The sequence below is a fragment of the Dietzia sp. IBK-p2-15D genome (assembly GCF_057773105.1).
In genome coordinates this window covers 537,399-557,683 of the sequence record NZ_JBYMTK010000001.1, presented here as the reverse complement: position 1 = coordinate 557,683, position 20,285 = coordinate 537,399, and the positions used below count along the sequence as shown (strand labels likewise).

Genomic DNA, 20,285 nt, shown 5'->3' with positions numbered 1-20,285 from the left:
AACGTCACCCGTGCACGTCACCAGTGATCGATCCCTTCGCTCCCGCCGGGTGTGACCCCGCCGCCGGGAGATGGCGTCCCCACGAGCGCCCGTCCGACCCGACAATATCGGCGTATCGGATGGCGATGTTAGGGCAGTACACGTCCTGACGGGGGCACCATCCGGGCGGGATCGGGAGGATCTGGAGTGTCGCAACGCAGTGGGATCCGGGAGGTCGCGGCGGGCGTCGAACCCCTGGACCAGCGTCGGGTGTCGATCGTGTGCCGTTCCACCCGGGTGGACCTGAGTCTGCCCGCCCACCTCGAGTTGGTCGCGGTGATCCCGGAGGTCGTGGACCTGATCCGGGAGCACATCCGCGCGATCGCCGGTCCGGCCTCCGGCGTCGATGTCGACGCCCGGATGGGCGGCGACACCGGCGGGTCCTGGCAGCTCTCCCGACTCGCCGGCGGGCCCCTCGCGGTCTCGGAGACGCTCGCGCAGCAGCGGGTGCACGACGGGGAGATCCTCGTCCTCGACCACCGCCCCGTCCCGACGCCGGCGCCGCTCTTCGACGACGTCCTGCAGGGTCTCACCGAACCGGACGTGGCTCGCTCCCCCACCTGGGACCGGCGCGACGCGGTCACCACCGCGACCGCGACTGCGGCGGTGGCGGCCGCTGCGGCCACGGTGGCGCTGGTGCGCCAATGGGCGACCGGAGGCGGGCCCGCGGTCCCCCTCGTCGCGCTCATCCTCGCCCTGATCGGCCTGGCGGCCGTGCTGGCTCTGCGCCGCACCCCGGCGCCCGGCGCGGCCCACGCCGTCGCCGGCGCGTGCGCGGTCGGGTTCACCGTGCTGGCCGGCGCCACCGTGGGCGGGCCGCCCGTCGGCGCCGGCCACCTCGTGGGCGGACTGACCGCCGGGGCGGTGCTCGCGGGCGTCCTCCGGTGGACTGTGTACCGCCCGGGGCCGCACGCGTACGCCACGGCCGCCGGCTACCTGGCCGCGGCCGTCTCACTGGCGTCCGGGGCGGTCGGCGCGATGGTGGTCGCCACGACCCGCGTCCCGGCCGCGGCGGCGGGAGCCGGGGCCGTCCTCGTCGCGCTCGTGTTGCTCACCGCCGCGCCGCGGATCGCGGTCTGGGCCGCCCGGATCCCCATCCCGCCCGTGCCCGCCCCCGGCGAGGACGTCGAGGCCGGGGACCTCGAGGAGATCGACCACGACGTGCGGGGCCGGGCCGGCGGGCCCCTGCCGACCCCGGACGTGCTGCGGCACCGGTTCCACACCTCGCGGTCGTGGCTCACCGGCCTGCTGGCGGCGGCGGGGGCGGTCAGCACCATCGGGTCGCTCACGTCCCTGACCGGGGACGCCGGTGCGACCCGCTGGGCGGCACCGCTCGCATTGGTCCTCATCGTCGTCCTGGTGCTGCGGGGCCTCGGCTACGCGGACCGCGTACACACCGCCGTGCTGCTCGCGTCCGCGCTCGTCCTCACCGCGGGGGTACTGGTGGGCGCGGGGATCACCGTCGCGTCCCCGGTGGGCGTGGTGGTGCCGGCGGCCGTCGCGGTGTCGGCGGCCGTCGTGGTGGCCGCCTCGGTGGTGCCCCACGTCGACCTCTCGCCCGCCGCCCTGCGGGCCGTGGGCGTGGTCGAGGCGATCGGGATCTGCGTGGTCGTCCCCCTCGCCGTGGGCGCGATGGAGGTCTACTCGCTCGTCCGGCAGCGATGAGGATCCGACGCACCTCCGACACGAGCGGGGGCGGGCCCGGGTCCCGCGCCGCGCACAGTGCAGCCGCGCCCGGGGCCGCCGCCGTACTGCTGGTCGCCGTCCTCTCCGGGCAGCTCTCCGGGGCGCCCGTCGCGGCCGCACTGGAGCGCCCGGCGATCGATGGGCCGGTCCCGGCGGCCACCGGGCTCGACGCCGGCCCCCTGCGCCTGGACGGCCCCTGCCGGACCACCGCGGCCGTCCTCGATCCCGGGGTGTCGCCCCCGTCCGCCACGGCGGCCGAGCTGGGCGGGGCCTGGATCCACGGCCGCGGCGAGGGTCAGGTCGTGGCCGTGATCGACACCGGCGTCAACCCCGGTCCACGCCTGCCCCGGGTACGGGGCGCCGGTGACGTGGTCCCCGGTCGCGACGGCACCGAGGACTGCGACGCACACGGCACCCTGGTGGCGGGAGTGCTCGCCGCCACCGAGGACGAGACCGGACACTCCGGGGTCGCGCCCGGGGTCGAGATCGTCTCCATCCGCCAGTCCAGCAGCGTTCTGCGCCCCCAGGCCCGTGACCGGAGCCGCGGACCGGACGGCCCGACCGTCGGTGCCGGGGTCGGCACGTTGTCCTCCCTGGCACGCGCGATCCGGGCCGCCGTCGACGCGGGGGCGGACGTCATCAACATCTCCGAGGTGGCGTGCGTACCGGCCGGCACGGTGCTCGCCGACGCGACCCTCGGCGGCGCGATCCGCTATGCCGCCGTGGACCACGACGTGGTGCTGGTCGCCGCCGCCGGCAACGTCGGTGACGCGTGCGGGGACCAGAACCCCGGTGCCGCCGACCCCTCGGTTCCGGGCGACGACGGCTGGGACGACGTGCTCACCGTCGCCTCCCCCGCCTGGTACGACGAGCACGTCCTCACCGTCGCCGGCGTCGACGCCGACGGCGCCCCCGCCGACTTCTCCCTGCGCGGCCCGTGGGTGGACGTCGCCGCGCCGGCGGTGGGCCTGCGGTCCGTCGGCGCGGACGGGGCCGGGGTGTCCGACGTCGTGGTGGCCGGGGACGGTTCGCGCACGCCCGTCACCGGCACCAGCTTCGCCGCGCCGTTCGTCGCCGGCACCGCCGCGCTGGTCCGGCAGGCCCACCCCGGGCTCACGGCACGCCAGGTGATCGCGCGGATCGAGAACACCGCGATCCCCGCCGCCGGCGGCCACGATTTCGCGGTGGGGCACGGAGTGGTCGACCCCGTGGCGGCGGTGACGGGGGTCCGCAGGATCGGACGCCCCGCGCCCGCGACCACCGCGATCGCCGCACCCCCGGCCGAGCCGGGCCCACCGGGTGCCGGCGTCGGCGCGGCCGTGGCGGCGGGCTCTCTCGCTCTGGGAACGATCGCCCTCGTCGTCGTCGTGCTCCTCCGGCCCCGCGGCGACCGGGACACCCGGGCCTGACCACCGCGGGTCACCCGGTCGCGGTGGCCTGTCCCACGATCTCAGCGTCGGCACCGTCGCGGGCGACCAGCGCCGACCCGCGATCCAGGCGCGGCCCGGCCGGGAGCCGGTCGAGGACACCCCCGTCCACCGGTACCGGTGTCCCGCCCAGTCCCAGCATCGCGGCGGTCGGGGCATCGGGCACGTCGAACCTCACGCCGGTATCGGAGACGATGGTCGTCACGGCACTGCGCGTGGTCGTGCCGCGACCCGTCGCCGCCACCAGCAGCCCACCCCCCGGGATTCCCACCGCGTCCACCGCGGGCCCGCCCCCGTCGGCCCCGGCCACCTCCCGCACCTCGCCCGGGCCCGGAGCGGGCGCCCCCACCACGAGCGTGACGAGACGCGTGGCCGAGTCCCTCCTGCCCGCATCGCGGACGCACAGCACCGGCGAGCCGGCGGTGTCCAGCACCGACGGTCGCCGGCCCGGGAACGCCTCGGTGTCCAGTGCGACCGACCTCGGCACGCACATCCGGTCCGGCGGCACCCGGACGACCGACCCGACCGTCGACGTCGACCGGATGACGTCCGCCAGCACGGGCCCCACCTCCTGCACCCCGTCCGCCAGTGCCACGTGGGTGCGCGTGCCAGTGGCCGTGTCGACGGTGAACACCTGCCCGATCCGGAGCCCGTCCAGCCCGTAGTCCACCGGCTCACCGGCCATGTCGATCACCGGTCGGCGCACCGGGTCGACCTCGGGTAGTGGATCCACCAGCGCCGCCGTGACCGGGCGCGGGTCGACCCCGGCCAGGCCGAGGATCGACAGCAGGTCGCCGTCCTCCAGATCGATCCGCGCGCGGGTGCCGTCGCGCAACAGCCACCCCGTCCCGTCCTGCTCGGCCAACACGACCTCGTCGGCGCCCGTGTCCCGGCCCGGCCCAGCCTCCTCGCGGGCGACGATGCTCGTGGCCGTGACGCGCGGGCGTCCGCGCTCGGCGTCGGCCACCTCGTCACACACCGTCCACGACACGGCGGCCGCGGCACCGGCGTCGCGGTGGGCGGGCAACGCGGACGGTGCCCCGGGGATGCCGAGCAGCCCGCCCCGCGGCGTGCCCGCGACGTCGGCGTCGCGCACGGTGCGGGGCTCGGCGGGCTCACCCAGAACGAGCCGCGCCGACGCGAGGTTGTGGACGGGGTGGACGGTCTCGCCGGCGCGGACGTACATCTGCCCGGAGTCCCGCCCCACCATGATCGTCGTGGCGTCGACGTCCGGGGCGGGGTCGAGCAGCGCCAGCACCGCGGCCCCGGCGACCCCGATGACGGCGCCGACCACACCCACCGTCAGTCCGGTGGTCTGGCGTTTGAGGGGGTCGTGCAGCATCCGGACATCGCGGGCGACCACGGCGTGCCGGGCCCGGCGGGTGAGGAAACGGTGTCCGTCCACCTGCGCCCTGGTCGTCGGCTTGAGCGGCACGGCCCCGGCTCCCTCCCCCGATGTGACACCACCGCGACCGGGGGCACCGGGGGTAGGGTACGCCACGATCCGGCCCCCGTGGCCGGTCTTCCGAGGCCGCAGACCGGGCGCGGCCGGGGTGTCGCGGGCGTCGCGGAGGGGTGGGGATATGACGGCGGTTCCGACCCTCGCGGGACTGTCGGCCGTCCTCCTCGCGACACTCGTGCTCACCGCGGTGTGTCCGCCGACCTGGCAGCCGTGGATGCAGCTCCTCGTGGCCGCGACGGGGGCCGCCGTGATCACCGCGCGGCGCGGTGGGCGACCACTGCTGTCGCGGGACCGGGCCCCCCGGCGGCGGCCCGTGGACGTGGTGGACCTCGTCGCCCCCGACCGGTCGGCCGTCGGGTGCGTCGAGGGTGACCTGGTCGTCACCACGGCCGTCGAGGTCTCGGCCGGCGCGCTCGTGGCCACCGAGGTGGGGCGCGACGACCCGGCCGACCACCGCGGCGTCTGCCTGCCCCTCGCCGTCGTGGCGCGTCAACTCGACCAGGGCGGGGTGGTCCTGGAGGGAATCGACGTGGTGGTCGACGGTCGTCGCGCGGCCGACGGCGACGACGGCGAGGTGTACGACTCCCTGGTCGGACCGCTGGCTCTGATCTCGCACCGGCGCGTGCACCTCCTGGTGCGGTTCGACCTCGCCCGGCTGGCGATGGGGACGGGGTCGGGGACAGGAGCGGCCGGCTCGCTGGAGCAGGTGGTCGCGGTGGCCACGGAGAGGCTACGGCGCGCGCTGGTCCATCACGGGGTGCCGTGCCGCGTTCTCGACGCCGCCGAGCTCGCCGAGGTCTATCTCGACGCCGAGGCCGACCCCGGGCCCGGGACGGGGCTGGTGGTCCGGCCGTCGGCGGACCCGAGGGCCGTGATCGACGGGCTCACCGCGGTCCGGGCGGACCGCCTCACCGAGGTCATCCGGCTGCGACGGGTGGAGGGGCGCGACGACGTGGTGGACATGGTCACCACGGTGGGCCTGGCCGGGGTGTCGGAGCGGGAGGTGGCAGGTGCGATCCCGCCGACCGCCACCGCCGCCTGCCACCCGCTTGCGTCGGGGCGGGTGTCGCCCGTACCCGGCGAGGCCCTGCCCGACGCGATCGCCGGATCTCTCGCCCGGCGGTCGGTCGACGACCTCGCCGACCTCGCCCCGCCCGCCCACGGCTGCGGCCAGATCCTCGGCGCGACCCGCACCGGCGCCGCAGCCGCCATCCAGCTCGCCGGCCCCCACCTGCGGTCGGTCCTGCTCGCCGCCCGGCCCGCCGTCTGCCGGCAGGTCGCGTTCCGCGCGGTCGCGGCCGGATACCGGGTGGCCGTGGTGACCGATGTCCCCGACCGGTGGAGCCCGCTGACCGCGATCGGTGACGAGACCCGCTACCGGATCGTCGACCCCGATTCCTCCGACGTGGGTGCCCCTGTCGACGCCGTGATGTGGGACGTCGACGGCCCGCTGACGGAGGGCAGGATCGACGCGCTCGCCGGGCCGGGCGGCCCGGACGTCACCCCACCCACCGTCATCCGGGTGGACGCCGACTGGGAGCTGCGCGGCACCAGCCGCCTGGCCTCGGCCGCCGCGCCACCCGACCTCGTCCTGGACGGCCGGATCGACGGGTGGATCTCCGTGGAACCACGGGCCGGCGAACCCCGCCGCGTCTCGGTCGTGGCGGGGCCGGGCGAGGACCCGTTCGTCGGGCCGCTTGCGTCACCGGACGGTCTCGCGACGGACGGTCTCACACCCTCAGGTGCTGCACCTTCCGCCACCCCGGATCATCGGTGACGGTGACGGTCACCTCGCCCTGATCCCACCCGGACGCGGCCACCCGCAGCTGCTCGTGCGCGGGGGTCGTGGAGTCCACGTAGAAGTGCAGGAGGCGACGGCCGTCGCAGCTCTCCGCTCCGACGCATTCCCCGTTGCCCTCGAGGCGCTCGACCAGGTGGTCCTCCAGGTCCCGTAGGCCCGGCAGGGACAGGGACCCGGGCAACCCGCCGTCCTCTACATCCGTATACGGGACGTGGACCGCGACGTGGCGGTCGAACTCCGGCGCCGACAGCGCGACCAGCGGGACCCGGACCACGGCCACGAGCGGTCCGCGGCCCGTCTCCCCGTGGAGGATCTGCCACGCCGGGTCGCCCAGCTCATCGGTGTTGTCCGCCGCTAGCTCGCAGAGGATCTCCGGCAGTTCCCAGAGCGGGACCGCCTCGATACCGGGCGCGGTGGCGTTGGCGCGGATCAGGCCGACCCAGGTCTCCACCTGCTCCTCACCGCACAGGGCGTCCAGCAGCAGGTATGCGGCGATCCCCAGGTCCGCGCCGGACAGCCCGGTGAACGCCGGGTGGTGCACGGTGACGTCGGCGCGGGACAGGCCCAAGTCCACCACGACCTCCGCCTGGTCGAAATCCAGCCGGCGGTCCCGGAAGTACATCGCGCAGCCCCGGACCGGCTCGCGCAGGTCGGCGAAGGACCACGACTCATCGGCGTCCGGCGCCGCCGCCAGCCACCGGCGCGCGGCACCACGCAGCTCGGGCACCCCCGCGGCGGTGACGGTGAGGCGGTGCGGCCCGCCCTCGCGTGCCGGGACGAACTCCCACGACAGGCCGGGGTCGATGGCCTCGATGAGCGAGGTGATCTCCGGGACCACCCGGCGGGCGTCGCCCGAGTCGAGCGCTGCCGTCGCGCGGCGCCTGCCGCCCTCCGCCCACCATCGCCAGAAGGTGGTCACGGCCCTGTCCGACCGCAGTCGGGCCGTCTCCACGCGGACGCCGGAGAAGTCCAGCGATCGCGAGAGCTGCCGGGGTCGCACCGCACGGATCGCCATCTGTTCTCCTCCCGTCACCGCGGTCCTCGTGAACATGTCTCCACCCCAGTATCCGGATAACCCGACGATCGTGCCCGCGCCGACACACCCGCCAGGTCCCGAGCGGGCACTCCCGGGGCCTGAAGCGGGTGCGCCCGCGCGCCCACGCTGGCAGTGTCGTGGGTATGACCACGCCACATGATCTGGCCCGACTCTCCTCCGGTACGCCCGAGGACCCGGAGCCGACGCGGCGGCCCGGCCCGCAGCCCCGCCCCGGCCACGACGGCCGGAGCGGCCCGCGGGTGCTCGTGATCGGCGCGACCGGCTACATCGGGTCGCGGCTCGTCCCCCGACTACTGGCCGACGGCGCCGAGGTGTCCGTGCTGGCCCGGACGCCAAAGCGCCTCGACGACGTGCCGTGGCGCGACGAGGTGACCATCCACTCCGGCGGCCTCGGGGACGCCGACGCGCTGCGCTCCGCCCTGCGCGACGTCGACGTCGCCTGTCACCTCGTGCACTCGATGGGTGACTCCAAGGACTTCGAGCGGGAGGAGCGCGAGACCACCGAGGCGTTCGTCCGGGCCGCCGAGGAGGCGGGCATCGAGCGCATCGTCCACCTGTCCGGCCTCCACCCCGAGGACGAGACGGACCTCTCCCCGCACCTGCGCTCCCGAGCCGACGTCGCCCGGATCATGCTGGAGTCCACCGTTCCCGCGCTCGTGATCCAGGCCGGGGTGGTGATCGGATCGGGCTCCGCCTCGTTCGAGATGATCCGCCACCTCACCACCCGCCTGCCGGGGATGGTCACGCCCAAGTGGGTCAGCAACCGGATCCAACCCATCGCCGTGCGCGACGTGGTGCACTACCTCGCCGCGGCCACCACGTGCCCCCTCGAGGGCGACCTCGCCCACGGACGGGCCATCGACGTGGGCGGCCCGGACGTGCTGACGTACGGCCAGATGATGCAGATCTACGCCGAGGAGGCCGGCCTGCGTCGCCGCCTCATGGTCCCGGTCCCCGTCCTCACGCCCAAGCTGTCCTCCCTGTGGATGGGACTGGTCACCCCGCTCGAACCCGGCCTGGCCAAGCCCCTGGTGGAATCACTGCGCTGCGAGGCCGTGGTACTGGTCGACGACGCCGACGAGGTGCTCGGCCCCCCGCCCGGCGGACGGACCAGCTACCGGGATGCGCTGCGCGAGGCCCTGCGGGTCCCCCACGGCCCGGCTCGACCGCCACTGTGGGACGGGGCCGACCCGCTGGACGATCCCGCGCGCCTGCTGCCCTCGGACGCCGACTGGGCCGGGGTCCGCCCGCCCACCATCGGGCGTGTGCGCGGCGGGCGATGAGCGACCAGCGAGAGGCGCCCGCCTCGCCCACCCACCGGTACCTGCGGGCGCTGCGATCGGGCGAGATGGACACCGCGCCCTCGCGGCCGGGCCGGAGGCGTGTCCTCGTCGTCGTCGTCACCCTCGTCGTCGGCGCGGCGGTGAACGCGTGGGCGCTACGGATACCCGCCGGCGACGCCATGTTCTACCCCGCCACCGCACTGCTGGCCGCGGTGTGGCTCGGCGGGGCGTTCGCCTCCGGGCCGATCCGGGTGGGCTGCGAGCCGTACCGGCCCCGCCGGCCCGTCCTGTCGTCGGTGCTCACCGCCGCCGCGCTCGCCGTGGTGTTCTGCCTCGGCGGGCTCGTGGTGGCGAGGATCGAGCCGCTGCGCGACCCCGTCGACGCCCTGCTCGACCACGCCACCGTGGGCAACCTCGTCCTGGTGGCGCTCCTCACCGCGGTCAACGGCATCGCCGAGGAGTGCTTCCACCGCGGCGCCGTGTACTCGGCCGTCGCCAACCTGCGGCCGATCCTCACGACGACGGTGATCTACGCGACCGTCACGGCCACCGCGGGGATCCCACTTCTCGTCCTCGCGGCCGTCATCCTGGGACTGGTCACCGCCGTCCAGCGGCGGGCCACCGGCGGAGTGCTGGGCCCGGCGATCACCCACGTGGCGTGGTCGATGGTCATGCTGTTCGCCCTGGGCCCGATCCTTGACGCGGCGCCGGTCTAGTCCCCACAGCAGCCCGCGCCGGACCCCGTCCCGGACGCCGCGCCCGGCCCGGCTCCGTCATCGGTGCCCGCCGCCCCGCCCGGCCCCGGCCGCACCTCGCGGGTGACGAGGTTGCGCGCCGCCAGGTCGGAGTCGGCCGGGTAGTCCACCCCCACCAGGGCCAGTCCGCACGCCGGCGCGACCGGAACCGCGGACGACCGCTCGGTCTCGGTGAGCAGCCCGCTGATCCAGTCGGGGCTGCGCCGGCCCTCCCCCACCGCCATCACGGCGCCCACGAGGCTGCGCACCATCGACCAGCAGAACGCGTCCGCGCTCACCGACGCCGTCCACACCTCGGCGGCCCCCGGCGCGTGCTCGCCGCGCGGGTCCGGCTCGGCACGCCAGTCGAAGCGTTGCAGCTCACGGATGGTGGTGGCGCCCTCCCGGCGACGGCAGAACGCGGCGAAGTCGTGTAGCCCCAGCAGCCGTTCGGACGCGTCGCGGATCGCGTCGAGGTCGGCGCCGCGCTGCCAGGCGGCGGTGTCGCGGGCGCGGGTCGGCTCGGGTCCCCACGGTGCCGTGGTGAGGCGGTACTCGTAGTGCCGGCGCAGCGCGGAGAACCGGGCGTCGAACTCCTCCGGGACCCACCGGGCGGCCATCACCGCGATGTCCGCCGGCAGCAGCCGCGCGAGCCGACGCACGAGCGCCTCCGGGCGTCCCTCCAGCGAGCGCTGGTCCAACCACTGCGGGTCCACGTCGAGATGACACACCTGCGCTCGCGCGTGCACCCCGGCGTCGGTGCGACCGGCGACCGTGAGGACGACGGGATTGCGCAGGATCTTCGCGAGTTCGGCCTCGAGCACCCCGCACACGGTCCTCAGTCCGGGCTGGCGAGCCCAGCCGGAGAAGTCGGTGCCGTCGTAGGCGACGTCCAGGCGGATCCGGCGGGTGCTCACGGCCTACAGACGCTAGACCACCGCCGCGCGTGCCCGCCACACCGCCCGCCGCGGGCCGTTCCGGCACCATGGGACCATGTCCCCGTCCCCCCACCGCGCCGCGCTCCTCGCCGTCGGTGCGGCCGTCGCCCTCGCCCTGGCCTCGTGTGCCCCCGGCGACGACGACGAGGCCCCGCCCGCCGCGGCCGGTGCCGCCGCCACCGGCACCACCACCGACACCACCAGTACCGACACCACCAGCGAGGCCGGGCCGGCGATAGGGCGATACGTGGCGCTGGGCGACTCGTTCGCCGCCCTGGGCCCGACCGGCGCCCCCACGAGCGGGCCGGCGGGGTGCCTGCGATCGTCGCTCAACTACCCGTCGGTGCTCGCCGAGCAGCTGGACGTCGACGAGTTCGTGGACGTCACGTGTGGCGGCGCGAGGACCGTGGACATGACGGCGCCCCAGATCGCGCAGACACCACCGCAGTTCGACGCCCTCACCGCCGACACCGACCTCGTGACGCTCTCCATCGGCGGCAACGACATCGGGTTCGGCGCGATCGCCGGGTGCGTGATGCAGACGCCCAGGGCTACAGACGGGGCCCCCTGCCGCGAACGGTTGTCCGCGGGGGTCTCGTCGTCACTCGAGGGGCTCGGGGCACGTCTCGACGCGGTCCACGCCGGGATCCGGGAGCGGTCCCCCGCGGCCCGCGTCGTGGTGACCGCGTACATGCCACTCGTGCCGCCGGACGGCGGCTGCGACTTCACCGAACGCGTCAGCCCCGGCGACGTCACCTGGACGCGGGACGTCACCGACCGGGTCAACAGCGCGGTGACCGACGCGGCCGTCCGGGCCGGCGCCGAGATCGTCGTCCCCGACGACGCCGGGGAACGCCACGCCTGCGCCCCGGCGGACGAGCGGTACACCGACTTCACCGGTGCGGAGACCGGCTCGCATCCGATGCACCCGACCGCGGCCGGCCAGCGCGCGATGGCCGCGGCGGTGGCCGACAGACTCTGACCCCACCGCACCTGGCGCGCCCGCGCCGGGCGCGCCCGCGCCTGCACTCCCGCTCCCACGCGCCGATCCCGTGCGCCGCTCCCACGCGGCCACCCCGGATCGACGACGAGGGCCCCGCCACCGCGTGATGCGGTGGCGGGGCCCTGACGGCGTGATCCGATGCTGGCGATCAGGCCTTGTCGGCGTCCTCGCCCTCGGCGTGCGTGGTGTCCTCGGACACGGCCTCGGCGGTCTCCTCCGCGGCGTCGACCTGTGCGTCGTCGGCGGCCTCGACCTGATCGGCGATCGGGCTGTTGGCCTCGGCCTCGGCCGTGACGTCGTCGGTGGACTCCGCGGGGGCCGCGGCCGGCGCGGTGGCCGCCTTGGACGCCGCGGCACGGGTGGCGCGCGAGGCCTCGGCGGAGGCGAGCTCCTCGGTGACGAGCGCGATCATCGCCATGGGCGCGTTGTCGCCCTTGCGGTTCTCGAGCTTGACGATCCGGGTGTAGCCACCATCGCGGTTCGCGACCCGGGGGCCGATCTCGGCGAACAGCTTGTGCAGGACGTCCTTGTCGCGGATGACCTTGGCGGCCTCACGACGGTCGGCCAGCGTGCCACGACGCGCCTTGGTGATGAGCTTCTCCGCGTAGGGGCGCAGCAGCTTCGCCTTGGTCTCCGTGGTGCGGATCGCGTCGTGCTCGAACAGCTGGGTGGCCAGGTTCGAGAGGATGAGCCGCTGGTGGGCGGCGGATCCGCCGAGGCGGGCGCCCTTCTTGGGCTTGGGCATCAGATTCTCCTAGGAATGGTGTTCCGGGCGCTCGTCAGAGCTGCTCGGTCTCGGCGTAATCCTCGCCGCCCTCGTCGGTCCACGTGCCGGTCTCGGCGTCGTAGCCGGCGACCGAGGCGGGATCGAATCCGGGGGGCGCGTCCTTGAGGGACAGGCCCAGCTCCACGAGCTTGACCTTGACCTCGTCGATCGACTTCTGTCCGAAGTTCCGGATGTCGAGCAAGTCCGACTCACTGCGGGCCACGAGCTCGCCCACGGTGTGGACGCCCTCGCGCTTGAGGCAGTTGTAGGACCGGACCGACAGGTCCAGGTCGTCGATCGGCATACCGTAGGCGGCGATGTGGTCGGCCTCGGCCGGGCTCGGCCCGATCTCGATGCCCTCCGCCTCGTCGTTGAGCTCACGGGCGAGGCCGAAGAGCTCGACGAGGGTCTTGCCGGCGGACGCCAGGGCGTCCCGGGCGGTCATCGAGTTCTTGGTCTCGACGTCCAGGACCAGACGGTCGAAGTCGGTGCGCTGGTGCACACGGGTGGCCTCGACCTTGTAGGTCACCTTGAGCACGGGCGAGTAGATCGAGTCGACCGGGATCCGGCCGATCTCGTGGCCCGCGTCCTTGTTGAGCCCGGCGGGAACGTAGCCGCGGCCACGCTCGACGACCAGCTCGATCTCCAGCCGACCCTTCTCGTTGAGGGTGGCAATGTGCAGGTCCGGGTTGTGCACCTCGACGCCGGAGGGCGGGACGATGTCACCGGCGGTGACGGCTCCCGGACCCTGCTTCTTGAGGTACATGGTGACCGGCTCGTCCTCGACGGACGAGACGACCAGGCCCTTGAGGTTGAGGATGATGTCGGTGACATCCTCCTTCACGCCAGGCACGGTAGTGAACTCGTGCAGGACGCCCTCGATGCGGATGCTGGTCACGGCCGCGCCCGGGATGGACGACAGCAGCGTGCGCCGCAGCGAGTTGCCGATGGTGTAGCCGAAACCGGGCTCGAGGGGCTCGAGCACGAACCGCGAGCGGTTCTCGGAGACGACCTCCTCGGTGAGGGTGGGCCGCTGGGAGATGAGCATGTGCTACCTCTTTCGATTCTCGACGCCCGCTATTTGACGCCGTGGGAACCCACCGTCGCCGGGCGGGCCGCGGTGTGCGGCCCGCCCGGCGACGAGGGGGGACAGATCACTTCGAGTAGAGCTCGACGATCAACTGCTCCTGCAGCGGCACATCGATCTGCGCGCGCTCGGGGAGCTGGTGGACGAGGACCCGCAGGGTCGTCGGGACGACCTGCAGCCACGCCGGGACGGGACGCTCGCCGAGGGTCTCCTGGGCGATCTCGAACCAGTCCATCTTGGTGGACTTGGGACGGACGTCGACGATGTCGTACTGCGAGACCCGGTAGCTCGGGATGGTGACCTTCTGGTCGTTGACCAGGAAGTGACCGTGGGCCACGAGCTGACGGGCCTGGCGACGCGTCCGCGCGAGACCCGCGCGGTACACGACGTTGTCCAGTCGCGACTCGAGGATCTGCAGGAGGTTCTCACCGGTCTTGCCGGCGCGGCGGTTCGCCTCCTCGTAGTAACGACGGAACTGCTTCTCCATCACGCCGTAGGTGAAGCGGGCCTTCTGCTTCTCCTGCAGCTGGGTGCGGTACTCGGACTCCTTGATCCGCGCACGGCCGTGGTGACCGGGCGGGAAGGGCCGACGCTCGAATGCGGTGTCTCCACCCACGAGGTCCACGCCCAGACGGCGGGACTTGCGGGTGACGGGGCCGGTGTAACGTGCCATGATTTAGTGCGTTCCTTCCGGCTCAGACTCGACGCCGCTTGGGCGGACGACAGCCGTTGTGGGGCTGGGGGGTGACATCGGAGATCGTGCCCACCTCGAGGCCGGCGGCCTGGAGCGAGCGGATCGCGGTCTCACGTCCCGAGCCGGGGCCCTTGACGAACACGTCGACCTTCTTGACGCCGTGCTCCTGCGCCTTGCGGGCCGCGTTCTCGGCGGCGAGCTGGGCGGCGAAGGGCGTCGACTTGCGCGAGCCCTTGAAGCCGACGTGGCCGGAGGACGCCCATGCGAGGACGCCACCGGACGGGTCGGTGATCGAGACGATCGTGTTGTTGAACGTGCTCTTGATGTGGGCCTGGCCCAGGGGCACGTTCTTCTTTTCCTTGCGACGGCCCGTCTTCTTGGGGCCCGCAGCGCGTGACTTGGGGGGCATTACTTCTTCTTTCCGGCGACGGTCTTCTTCGGACCCTTACGGGTACGGGCGTTGGTCTTGGTGCGCTGTCCACGGACCGGCAGGCCACGGCGGTGGCGCAGGCCCTGGTAGCTACCGATCTCGATCTTCCGGCGGATGTCGCCCTGGACCTCGCGGCGGAGGTCACCCTCCACCTTGTAGTTGCCCTCGATGTCGTCACGAAGGACGGTCAACTGCTCGTCGGTGAGGTCCTTGGTGCGCAGATCCGGGCTGATGCCCGTACGCCCCAGGATCTCCAGCGACCGGGTGCGACCGATGCCGAAAATGTAGGTGAGCGCGATCTCCATGCGCTTGTCGCGCGGGAGATCAACGCCGGCTAGACGTGCCATGTGGCGTTTCTCTTTCGTCGTGCGGTAGGTCTGCTCCCCGACCGTCCCCGTTGTCGGATGGTCATCTCACGATGAGCAACCGTCCGGGGCCCCGGCCTCCGCTTCCGAGGGTGTGATCCCGCCGGCCCCTGTGGGGCTCGGCGGCTGGTGCGGGGAGTTGAGCGTCTTACTTGTACCGGTAGACGATCCGGCCGCGGGTCAGGTCGTAGGGCGAGAGCTCCACGACCACGCGGTCCTCGGGGAGGATGCGGATGTAGTGCTGCCGCATCTTCCCACTGATGTGTGCGAGGACCTTGTGCCCGTTCTCGAGTTCGATGCGGAACATTGCGTTCGGCAACGGCTCAACGACACGGCCCTCGACCTCGATGGCTCCGTCTTTCTTTGCCATGCTGGTTACGGTCCTCCACGATTCCCCGGGTGACGTCTACCGGATTGTCGGTGCACTGGTGGGCACACCGACGTATAAGCCTACGTCAGGTGATGGATCTGCGCCAATCGGGCACCGACAGGGCCCTCGCCGCCCGCTCGACGTCCCCTCGGCGGTCCCGGTGACCGACGGTCAGACGTAGCAGGCCCGCCCCGCGGGCACCCCGTCGAAGCGCTGCTGGAGCCAGTTCATCGCCGCGGGCAGTTTCTCCACCGCGCCCATGAGGTGCTCCGGCGCGAGTCCCGGCTCCCACGTCAGCGGCGCGCCCTCTCGGCAGTACCGCTTGGCGGTCTCCTCCGCGTCCCAGAACGGCACGAGCGGGTCGGTCCCGGAATGCCACATGAACACCGGGACCCGGGGCACGTCCGGGCTCTGACGGATGCTGTTCTCCGCGAACGCCCGCATCAGCCCCTCCTCTGCCAGGAGGTCGCCTCCCCGGAGGACCATCGGGACGGACCGGAAAGCCCCGACCGTCAACAGGGTCGCGGTGCAGCGCCCCTTCAGCTGGCTGTAGAGCGCCCACCCGTCCGGCGTGAGCTTCTCCTCGAGCCGAATCGCCTCCGGGTACTCCCGTGCCATGCCGACAGCCGCGGCGAACGCCAGGCCGAACGCCGGGTGCGGCCAGTTGCCGACCATCCGCGCCATCGTGGTCATGTCGGTCGGGACACCGCCCTGCGCCACCCCGACGAGATTCACGTCCGGGGCGTAGTCGTCGTGCAGGAGCGACACCCACGCGCTCGCGATGCCGCCCCCGGAGTAGCCGAGGGCGCCGAACCGGCTGTGCCTGGAATCGAAGCGGGGGTCGTCCCGCACCGCACGCATCCCGTCCAACACGATCCGGCCCGACAACTGACCGCCGGGATAGGCGACCTTCGGACCGAGGTGGTCCGGGATGATGACCGTCCATCCCTGGTCCAGACGCGTCCGTAGGAACACCATCGCGTTGTCCTGCACGGTCTCCAGCGTCGGGTGGACGAGGGTCTCGGTGGGCGCGCATCGCTGTCCGAGCGCATTGAGGTAGTGCTGGTAGCTCAACACCGGACCGTCGGGGCGGGCGTGGTGCGGCCGGACGACCGTCGCGGTGGCCAGTAGCGGCCGATCGCGGGAGTCGGTCGACCGGTAGGCGATCTCGGTGACCCGGTATCCGAGGAACGCCGGCATGGTCACGTCCCGGGAGTTGATCACCTCACCGAGAGGGGCGTCCGCGAGGTGTTGCGGATCGGCGTGGTAGAACGGCCCCGGCTGGGGATCCGCCTCGATCGACCCCGCGCCCCCCTCCATCACCGACTGGGCGGTGGAGGGGGCGACGCCCGGGCCCGAGATGTGGACGAGGGCGACAGCGAGCGTCACGACCAGCGCGACGGCTCCCCGTACGACTGATCGACGCGCGACGGACTCCTGCTCAGCGAGCATGCCGGGACCTTTCGAAGCATATGTTCACTACCGGCACACACTGTAACCCGGTGTGGGCGACCGTCAGCGGTCGACCCTCTCCGATCCCCCGGAGTGGCGACCCCGGTCGCGGTGCGTCCTCAGCTGCGCGGGCGGGGCGTGAGGATCCGGGGGCCGTCCGCCGTCACGGCGACCGTGTGTTCCCAGTGCGCCGCCGGCGCCCCGTCGACGGTGACGACCGTCCAGTCATCGGACAGGGTCCGGGTGTCGGTCTCACCGCCCAGCACGAGCATCGGCTCGACCGCCAGGACCGAACCCTCCTGCAGCCGGGGGCCGCGTCCGGGCTTGCCCTCGTTGGCGAGGAACGGCCATTCGTGCATCTCGCGGCCGATCCCGTGGCCCCCGAAACCGTCGACGATGCCCAGGCTGACGCCGTGACGCTCCTCCGCCCTACGCGTCGCCACCTCGAGAGCGTGCGAGACGTCGGTGAGCTTGTTCCCGGGCAGCATCGCCAGGATGCCCTCCTCGAGGACCTCCCGCGTGGCGTCGTTGAGGGTCGCGACCTCCGGGGCGAGAGTCCCCACCCCGAATGACCACGCGGAGTCCCCGTGCCACCCGTCGAGGATGGCGCCGCAGTCGACGGAGACGAGGTCCCCGTCCCCCAGGACGGTGTCGGGCCCGGGGATCCCGTGCACCACGACGTCGTTGACCGAGGAGCAGATCGATCCCGGGAACCCCTCGTACCCCTTGAAGGACGGCACGGCCCCGGCGTCCCGGATCAGTTGCTCGACGACCTCGTCGAGGTCACCGGTGGTGGCACCCGGGACAGCGGCCTCACGGGCGGCGATCAACGCCCGTCCGACGATACGACCGGCCGCCTCCATGGCGTCCAACTCACCCGGGGTACGCGCGGGGACCACGCCCTTGCGGGACCGTCCGAACACGGCGGGCGTCAGCGACCCAGCGCGGCGAGCGCGCGTGCGTTGATCTCGTCGACCTCACCGACGGCGTCGATGCTCTTGACCTCGCCGGCGTAGTACTCAAGCAGCGGGGCCGTCTCCGACCGGTACACCGACATGCGGTTCCGGATGACGTCCTCGGTGTCGTCCTCGCGCCCCCGGGCGAGCATGCGCGCGACCACGGTGTCGTCGTCGACCTTGAACTCGAGGACCGCGTCGAGGGAGTGGCCGGCCTCGCCGAGCATCTCCTTGAGCGCGTCCGCCTGCGCTGCACTGCGGGGGTACCCGTCCAGGAGGAAGCCCTCGGTGGCGTCGGGCTCGGCGATGCGCGCGGCGACCATGCGGTTCGTCACCTCGGCGGGGACGAGGTTGCCGGCGTCGATGTAGCTCTTGGCCTCCTTCCCGAGGTCGGTGCCCTGGGAGATGTTGGCGCGGAACAGATCACCCGTCGAGATGTGTGGGACGCCGAGCTTCTCCGAGAGCAGAGCAGCCTGGGTGCCCTTGCCGGCTCCGGGAGGGCCGAGGAGGACGAGACGCATGGTGGGGACCAGCCTTTCTACAGTTGGTGTGCTCGGACGAGGCCGCGCCTACTTGAGGAAGCCCTCGTAGTTGCGCTGCATCAGCTGCGCCTCGACCTGCTTCACGGTATCGAGGCCCACGGAGACCATGATGAGCACAGCGGTGCCGCCGAACGGCATGTTCTGCAGATCTCCACCCCCGCTGCCCATGTCGAGGAAGACGTTGGGGAGTACCGCGATCAGACCGAGGTACAGCGAACCGAACAGCAGGATCCGGTTGAGGACATAGCCCAGGTATTCGGCCGTCGGGCGGCCCGGGCGGATGCCCGGGATGAACCCGCCGTACTTCTTCATGTTCTCGGCCTGCTCCATCGGGTCGAACTGGATGGCCACGTAGAAGTACGCGAAGAAGATGATGAGGGCGAAGTACAGGAGGATGTAGCCCCAGCTGGAGGGGTTCTGCAGGTACTGCATGACGTACCGCTGCCAGAACCCGTCGCTCGACGGCTCGGGCCCCTGGATCAGCTGGGTGATGAGGATCGGCACGTACATCAGCGACGACGCGAAGATCACCGGGATGACGCCGGCCTGGTTGACCTTGAGCGGCAGGTACGTGGAGGTGCCGCCGTACTGGCGACGGCCGACCATGCGCTTGGCGTACTGGACGGGGATCCGGCGCTGACCCTGCTCGACGAAAACGACGGCGACGACGATGAGGACGACCGCGAACATGACGGCCGCGAACTTCATGGTCGACGAGTTCTGGTAGATGTTCACGCCCTCGGCCGGGATGCGGGACGCGATGCCGGCGAAGATGAGCAGCGACATCCCGTTACCGACGCCACGGTCGGTGATGAGTTCACCGAACCACATGACGAGTGCGGCGCCCGCGGTCATGACGATGACGATGGTGAGCAGCGTGAGGATGTTGTCGTCCATCAGGACGGACTGGCCGTTGCCGAGGAGCTGCCCCCGGTCGGCCAGCGCGACGATGCCGGCGGACTGCAGGACGGCGAGCGCGATGGTGAGATAACGCGTGTACTGCGTCATCTTCGCCTGGCCGGACTGCCCCTCCTTCTTCAACTGCTCGAAGTACGGGATCACCACCGTGAGCAGCTGGACAATGATGCTCGCGGTGATGAAGGGCATGATGCCGATCGCGAAGACCGACAACTGCAGCAGGGCGCCACCGGAGAAGAGGTTCACCAGGGAGAACAACTGTGCGTTGTCCCCGGTCATCGCCGTGTCGAGCAGACCCCGGAGCTTGGGGTAGTCGACGCCGGGCGACGGGATCTGCGCGCCGATCCGGTAGAGGATGATGATCCCCAGGGTGAAGAAGATCTTCTTCCTCAGGTCCCGGTCCTTGATCGCGGACGCGAGTGCGGAGAGCACATGTCCTCCTGGTCGTGGTCGGCCGTCGGGCCGCCGGTCGTCGAAAGCAGATGCGCCGGGGGAAGTCGGGCCGACCTTCCGGCGGGCGCCGACCCCGAAACGCACAACGGGAAAACTCTATCAAGACGAGCGCAGGGGCCGGATCCGAGACTCTCGGACCCGACCCCTGCACCCGTCATCGACCCGTGAACGGGCCGGGCGGGGTATCAGGCCCCGGCCTCCGACACGCTTCCGCCGGCGGCCTCGATCTTGCTCTTGGCCGAGGCGGAGACCTTGTCGGCGGTCACGGTGACGGCCACGGAGATGTCCCCGTCGCCCAGCACCTTGACCGGCTGGTTCTTCCGGACCGCGCCCGCGGCCACGAGCTCGGACACGCCGACCTCGCCGCCCTGCGGGAACAGCCGCTGGATGTCGGACACGTTGACGACCTGGAAGACGACCTTGTTGCGGTTCTTGAAGCCCTTGAGCTTCGGGAGCCGCATGTGGATCGGCATCTGGCCGCCCTCGAACGCCGCGGGGACGTTCTTACGCGCCTTGGTGCCCTTGGTACCGCGGCCGGCGGTCTTGCCGCGCTTGCCGCCCTCGCCGCGACCCACACGGATCTTCTCGGCGTGCGACCCGGGAGCCGGGCGCAGGTGATGCAACTTGATAGTCATTCTCACTCCGTCTCTTCGACCACGACGAGGTGGTTCACGACGTTGATGAGACCCCGGGTCTGCGCGTTGTCCTCACGCACGACCGTCTTCCGGATGCCCTTGAGGCCGAGCGTACGCAGGGAGTCCCGCTGGTTCTTCTTGGTCCCCACGGTCCCGCGGACCTGGGTGATCTTGAGGCTAGCCATGA

21 protein-coding genes are annotated in these 20,285 nt (G+C 72.4%); 6 read left to right on the top strand and 15 right to left on the bottom strand.

Annotated features, from left to right (window positions below; genetic code table 11):
- The first annotated feature begins 186 nt into the window (after window positions 1–186).
- Window positions 187–1,704 carry a type VII secretion integral membrane protein EccD gene (gene eccD / locus AC3DEV_RS02695; RefSeq protein WP_488371209.1) on the top strand — a complete coding sequence of 506 codons (1,518 nt, stop codon included), beginning with the start codon at window positions 187–189 and terminating at the stop codon, window positions 1,702–1,704.
- Window positions 1,701–3,134, top strand: coding sequence for a type VII secretion-associated serine protease mycosin (gene mycP / locus AC3DEV_RS02690; protein WP_488371208.1), 1,434 nt, complete (start codon window positions 1,701–1,703; stop codon window positions 3,132–3,134). The genes eccD and mycP overlap by 4 nt, the downstream gene beginning before the upstream one ends.
- 10 nt (window positions 3,135–3,144) lie before the next feature.
- Here the strand turns inward: mycP and eccB are convergent, their stop codons facing one another.
- Complete coding sequence (gene eccB / locus AC3DEV_RS02685; RefSeq protein WP_488371207.1) at window positions 3,145–4,587, bottom strand: type VII secretion protein EccB; 1,443 nt, start codon at window positions 4,585–4,587, stop codon at window positions 3,145–3,147.
- A gap of 148 nt (window positions 4,588–4,735) precedes the next feature.
- Between eccB and AC3DEV_RS02680 the strand changes: the two genes are divergently transcribed.
- Window positions 4,736–6,391, top strand: a complete 1,656-nt coding sequence (locus AC3DEV_RS02680; protein ID WP_488371206.1) for a type VII secretion protein EccE — start codon at window positions 4,736–4,738, stop codon at window positions 6,389–6,391.
- Here the strand turns inward: AC3DEV_RS02680 and AC3DEV_RS02675 are convergent.
- Window positions 6,345–7,466 (bottom strand): DUF695 domain-containing protein, encoded by a 1,122-nt coding sequence (locus tag AC3DEV_RS02675; protein WP_244200756.1) that lies wholly within the window; start codon window positions 7,464–7,466, stop codon window positions 6,345–6,347. The genes AC3DEV_RS02680 and AC3DEV_RS02675 overlap by 47 nt on opposite strands.
- 128 nt (window positions 7,467–7,594) lie before the next feature.
- Between AC3DEV_RS02675 and AC3DEV_RS02670 the strand changes: the two genes are divergently transcribed.
- Together AC3DEV_RS02670 and AC3DEV_RS02665 are read left to right on the top strand one after the other, a co-directional pair.
- Entirely contained in the window at window positions 7,595–8,755 is a 1,161-nt protein-coding gene (locus AC3DEV_RS02670) for an NAD(P)H-binding protein (RefSeq protein ID WP_488371205.1), read from the top strand.
- The gene (locus AC3DEV_RS02665) at window positions 8,752–9,471 is read left to right on the top strand and encodes a CPBP family intramembrane glutamic endopeptidase (protein ID WP_244200757.1); all 720 of its coding nucleotides are present in this window, start codon (window positions 8,752–8,754) and stop codon (window positions 9,469–9,471) included. The genes AC3DEV_RS02670 and AC3DEV_RS02665 overlap by 4 nt, the downstream gene beginning before the upstream one ends.
- Here the strand turns inward: AC3DEV_RS02665 and truA are convergent.
- The gene (gene truA, locus AC3DEV_RS02660) at window positions 9,468–10,406 is read right to left on the bottom strand and encodes a tRNA pseudouridine(38-40) synthase TruA (RefSeq protein ID WP_488371204.1); all 939 of its coding nucleotides are present in this window, start codon (window positions 10,404–10,406) and stop codon (window positions 9,468–9,470) included. The genes AC3DEV_RS02665 and truA overlap by 4 nt on opposite strands.
- A 76-nt stretch (window positions 10,407–10,482) precedes the next feature.
- On the opposite strand from truA, the gene AC3DEV_RS02655 reads away from it, so the two are divergent.
- Window positions 10,483–11,409, top strand: a complete 927-nt coding sequence (locus AC3DEV_RS02655) for an SGNH/GDSL hydrolase family protein (protein ID WP_488371203.1) — start codon at window positions 10,483–10,485, stop codon at window positions 11,407–11,409.
- Between the two features lie 169 nt (window positions 11,410–11,578).
- On the opposite strand, the gene rplQ is transcribed toward AC3DEV_RS02655, so the two are convergent.
- The 12 genes from rplQ to rpmD form a co-directional block, all read right to left on the bottom strand.
- On the bottom strand, window positions 11,579–12,175 hold the full coding sequence (gene rplQ, locus AC3DEV_RS02650; RefSeq protein WP_067716624.1) for a 50S ribosomal protein L17: 597 nt from the start codon (window positions 12,173–12,175) through the stop codon (window positions 11,579–11,581).
- A gap of 34 nt (window positions 12,176–12,209) precedes the next feature.
- Window positions 12,210–13,244 carry a DNA-directed RNA polymerase subunit alpha gene (locus AC3DEV_RS02645; RefSeq protein ID WP_067716627.1) on the bottom strand — a complete coding sequence of 345 codons (1,035 nt, stop codon included), beginning with the start codon at window positions 13,242–13,244 and terminating at the stop codon, window positions 12,210–12,212.
- Between the two features lie 106 nt (window positions 13,245–13,350).
- Window positions 13,351–13,956: a 30S ribosomal protein S4 gene (rpsD, locus tag AC3DEV_RS02640; RefSeq protein WP_067716630.1), complete on the bottom strand. Its 606-nt coding sequence runs from the start codon at window positions 13,954–13,956 to the stop codon at window positions 13,351–13,353.
- 22 nt (window positions 13,957–13,978) lie between these two features.
- Entirely contained in the window at window positions 13,979–14,386 is a 408-nt protein-coding gene (rpsK, locus tag AC3DEV_RS02635) for a 30S ribosomal protein S11 (protein WP_067716633.1), read from the bottom strand.
- On the bottom strand, window positions 14,386–14,754 hold the full coding sequence (rpsM, locus tag AC3DEV_RS02630) for a 30S ribosomal protein S13 (protein WP_067716635.1): 369 nt from the start codon (window positions 14,752–14,754) through the stop codon (window positions 14,386–14,388). Before rpsM ends, rpsK begins: the two co-directional genes overlap by 1 nt.
- A 166-nt stretch (window positions 14,755–14,920) precedes the next feature.
- The gene (infA, locus tag AC3DEV_RS02625; protein ID WP_005140011.1) at window positions 14,921–15,142 is read right to left on the bottom strand and encodes a translation initiation factor IF-1; all 222 of its coding nucleotides are present in this window, start codon (window positions 15,140–15,142) and stop codon (window positions 14,921–14,923) included.
- Between the two features lie 171 nt (window positions 15,143–15,313).
- On the bottom strand, window positions 15,314–16,594 hold the full coding sequence (locus AC3DEV_RS02620) for a lipase family protein (protein WP_163375607.1): 1,281 nt from the start codon (window positions 16,592–16,594) through the stop codon (window positions 15,314–15,316).
- A gap of 119 nt (window positions 16,595–16,713) precedes the next feature.
- The gene (gene map / locus AC3DEV_RS02615) at window positions 16,714–17,517 is read right to left on the bottom strand and encodes a type I methionyl aminopeptidase (RefSeq protein ID WP_488371202.1); all 804 of its coding nucleotides are present in this window, start codon (window positions 17,515–17,517) and stop codon (window positions 16,714–16,716) included.
- An 8-nt stretch (window positions 17,518–17,525) separates the two neighbouring features.
- Window positions 17,526–18,071 carry an adenylate kinase gene (locus tag AC3DEV_RS02610; protein ID WP_488371201.1) on the bottom strand — a complete coding sequence of 182 codons (546 nt, stop codon included), beginning with the start codon at window positions 18,069–18,071 and terminating at the stop codon, window positions 17,526–17,528.
- A gap of 48 nt (window positions 18,072–18,119) precedes the next feature.
- Window positions 18,120–19,442 (bottom strand): preprotein translocase subunit SecY, encoded by a 1,323-nt coding sequence (gene secY / locus AC3DEV_RS02605; RefSeq protein WP_067716644.1) that lies wholly within the window; start codon window positions 19,440–19,442, stop codon window positions 18,120–18,122.
- A 206-nt stretch (window positions 19,443–19,648) separates the two neighbouring features.
- Window positions 19,649–20,098 (bottom strand): 50S ribosomal protein L15, encoded by a 450-nt coding sequence (rplO, locus tag AC3DEV_RS02600; protein ID WP_067716646.1) that lies wholly within the window; start codon window positions 20,096–20,098, stop codon window positions 19,649–19,651.
- A 2-nt stretch (window positions 20,099–20,100) separates the two neighbouring features.
- Window positions 20,101–20,283 (bottom strand): 50S ribosomal protein L30, encoded by a 183-nt coding sequence (rpmD, locus tag AC3DEV_RS02595; protein ID WP_067716649.1) that lies wholly within the window; start codon window positions 20,281–20,283, stop codon window positions 20,101–20,103.
- Window positions 20,284–20,285 lie beyond the last annotated feature (2 nt).

Excerpts from the sequence above, each read along its gene's own strand:
- mycP (WP_488371208.1), top strand. The coding sequence starts at position 1,701 with ATGAGGATCCGACGCACCTCCGACACGAGCGGGGGCGGGCCCGGGTCC.
- AC3DEV_RS02680 (WP_488371206.1), top strand. The coding sequence starts at position 4,736 with ATGACGGCGGTTCCGACCCTCGCGGGACTGTCGGCCGTCCTCCTCGCG.
- AC3DEV_RS02675 (WP_244200756.1), bottom strand. The coding sequence starts at position 7,466 with ATGTTCACGAGGACCGCGGTGACGGGAGGAGAACAGATGGCGATCCGT.
- AC3DEV_RS02670 (WP_488371205.1), top strand. The coding sequence starts at position 7,595 with ATGACCACGCCACATGATCTGGCCCGACTCTCCTCCGGTACGCCCGAG.
- AC3DEV_RS02665 (WP_244200757.1), top strand. The coding sequence starts at position 8,752 with ATGAGCGACCAGCGAGAGGCGCCCGCCTCGCCCACCCACCGGTACCTG.
- AC3DEV_RS02655 (WP_488371203.1), top strand. The coding sequence starts at position 10,483 with ATGTCCCCGTCCCCCCACCGCGCCGCGCTCCTCGCCGTCGGTGCGGCC.
- rplQ (WP_067716624.1), bottom strand. The coding sequence starts at position 12,175 with ATGCCCAAGCCCAAGAAGGGCGCCCGCCTCGGCGGATCCGCCGCCCAC.
- AC3DEV_RS02645 (WP_067716627.1), bottom strand. The coding sequence starts at position 13,244 with ATGCTCATCTCCCAGCGGCCCACCCTCACCGAGGAGGTCGTCTCCGAG.
- rpsD (WP_067716630.1), bottom strand. The coding sequence starts at position 13,956 with ATGGCACGTTACACCGGCCCCGTCACCCGCAAGTCCCGCCGTCTGGGC.
- rpsK (WP_067716633.1), bottom strand. The coding sequence starts at position 14,386 with ATGCCCCCCAAGTCACGCGCTGCGGGCCCCAAGAAGACGGGCCGTCGC.
- rpsM (WP_067716635.1), bottom strand. The coding sequence starts at position 14,754 with ATGGCACGTCTAGCCGGCGTTGATCTCCCGCGCGACAAGCGCATGGAG.
- infA (WP_005140011.1), bottom strand. The coding sequence starts at position 15,142 with ATGGCAAAGAAAGACGGAGCCATCGAGGTCGAGGGCCGTGTCGTTGAG.
- AC3DEV_RS02620 (WP_163375607.1), bottom strand. The coding sequence starts at position 16,594 with ATGCTCGCTGAGCAGGAGTCCGTCGCGCGTCGATCAGTCGTACGGGGA.
- AC3DEV_RS02610 (WP_488371201.1), bottom strand. The coding sequence starts at position 18,071 with ATGCGTCTCGTCCTCCTCGGCCCTCCCGGAGCCGGCAAGGGCACCCAG.
- rplO (WP_067716646.1), bottom strand. The coding sequence starts at position 20,098 with ATGACTATCAAGTTGCATCACCTGCGCCCGGCTCCCGGGTCGCACGCC.
- rpmD (WP_067716649.1), bottom strand. The coding sequence starts at position 20,283 with ATGGCTAGCCTCAAGATCACCCAGGTCCGCGGGACCGTGGGGACCAAG.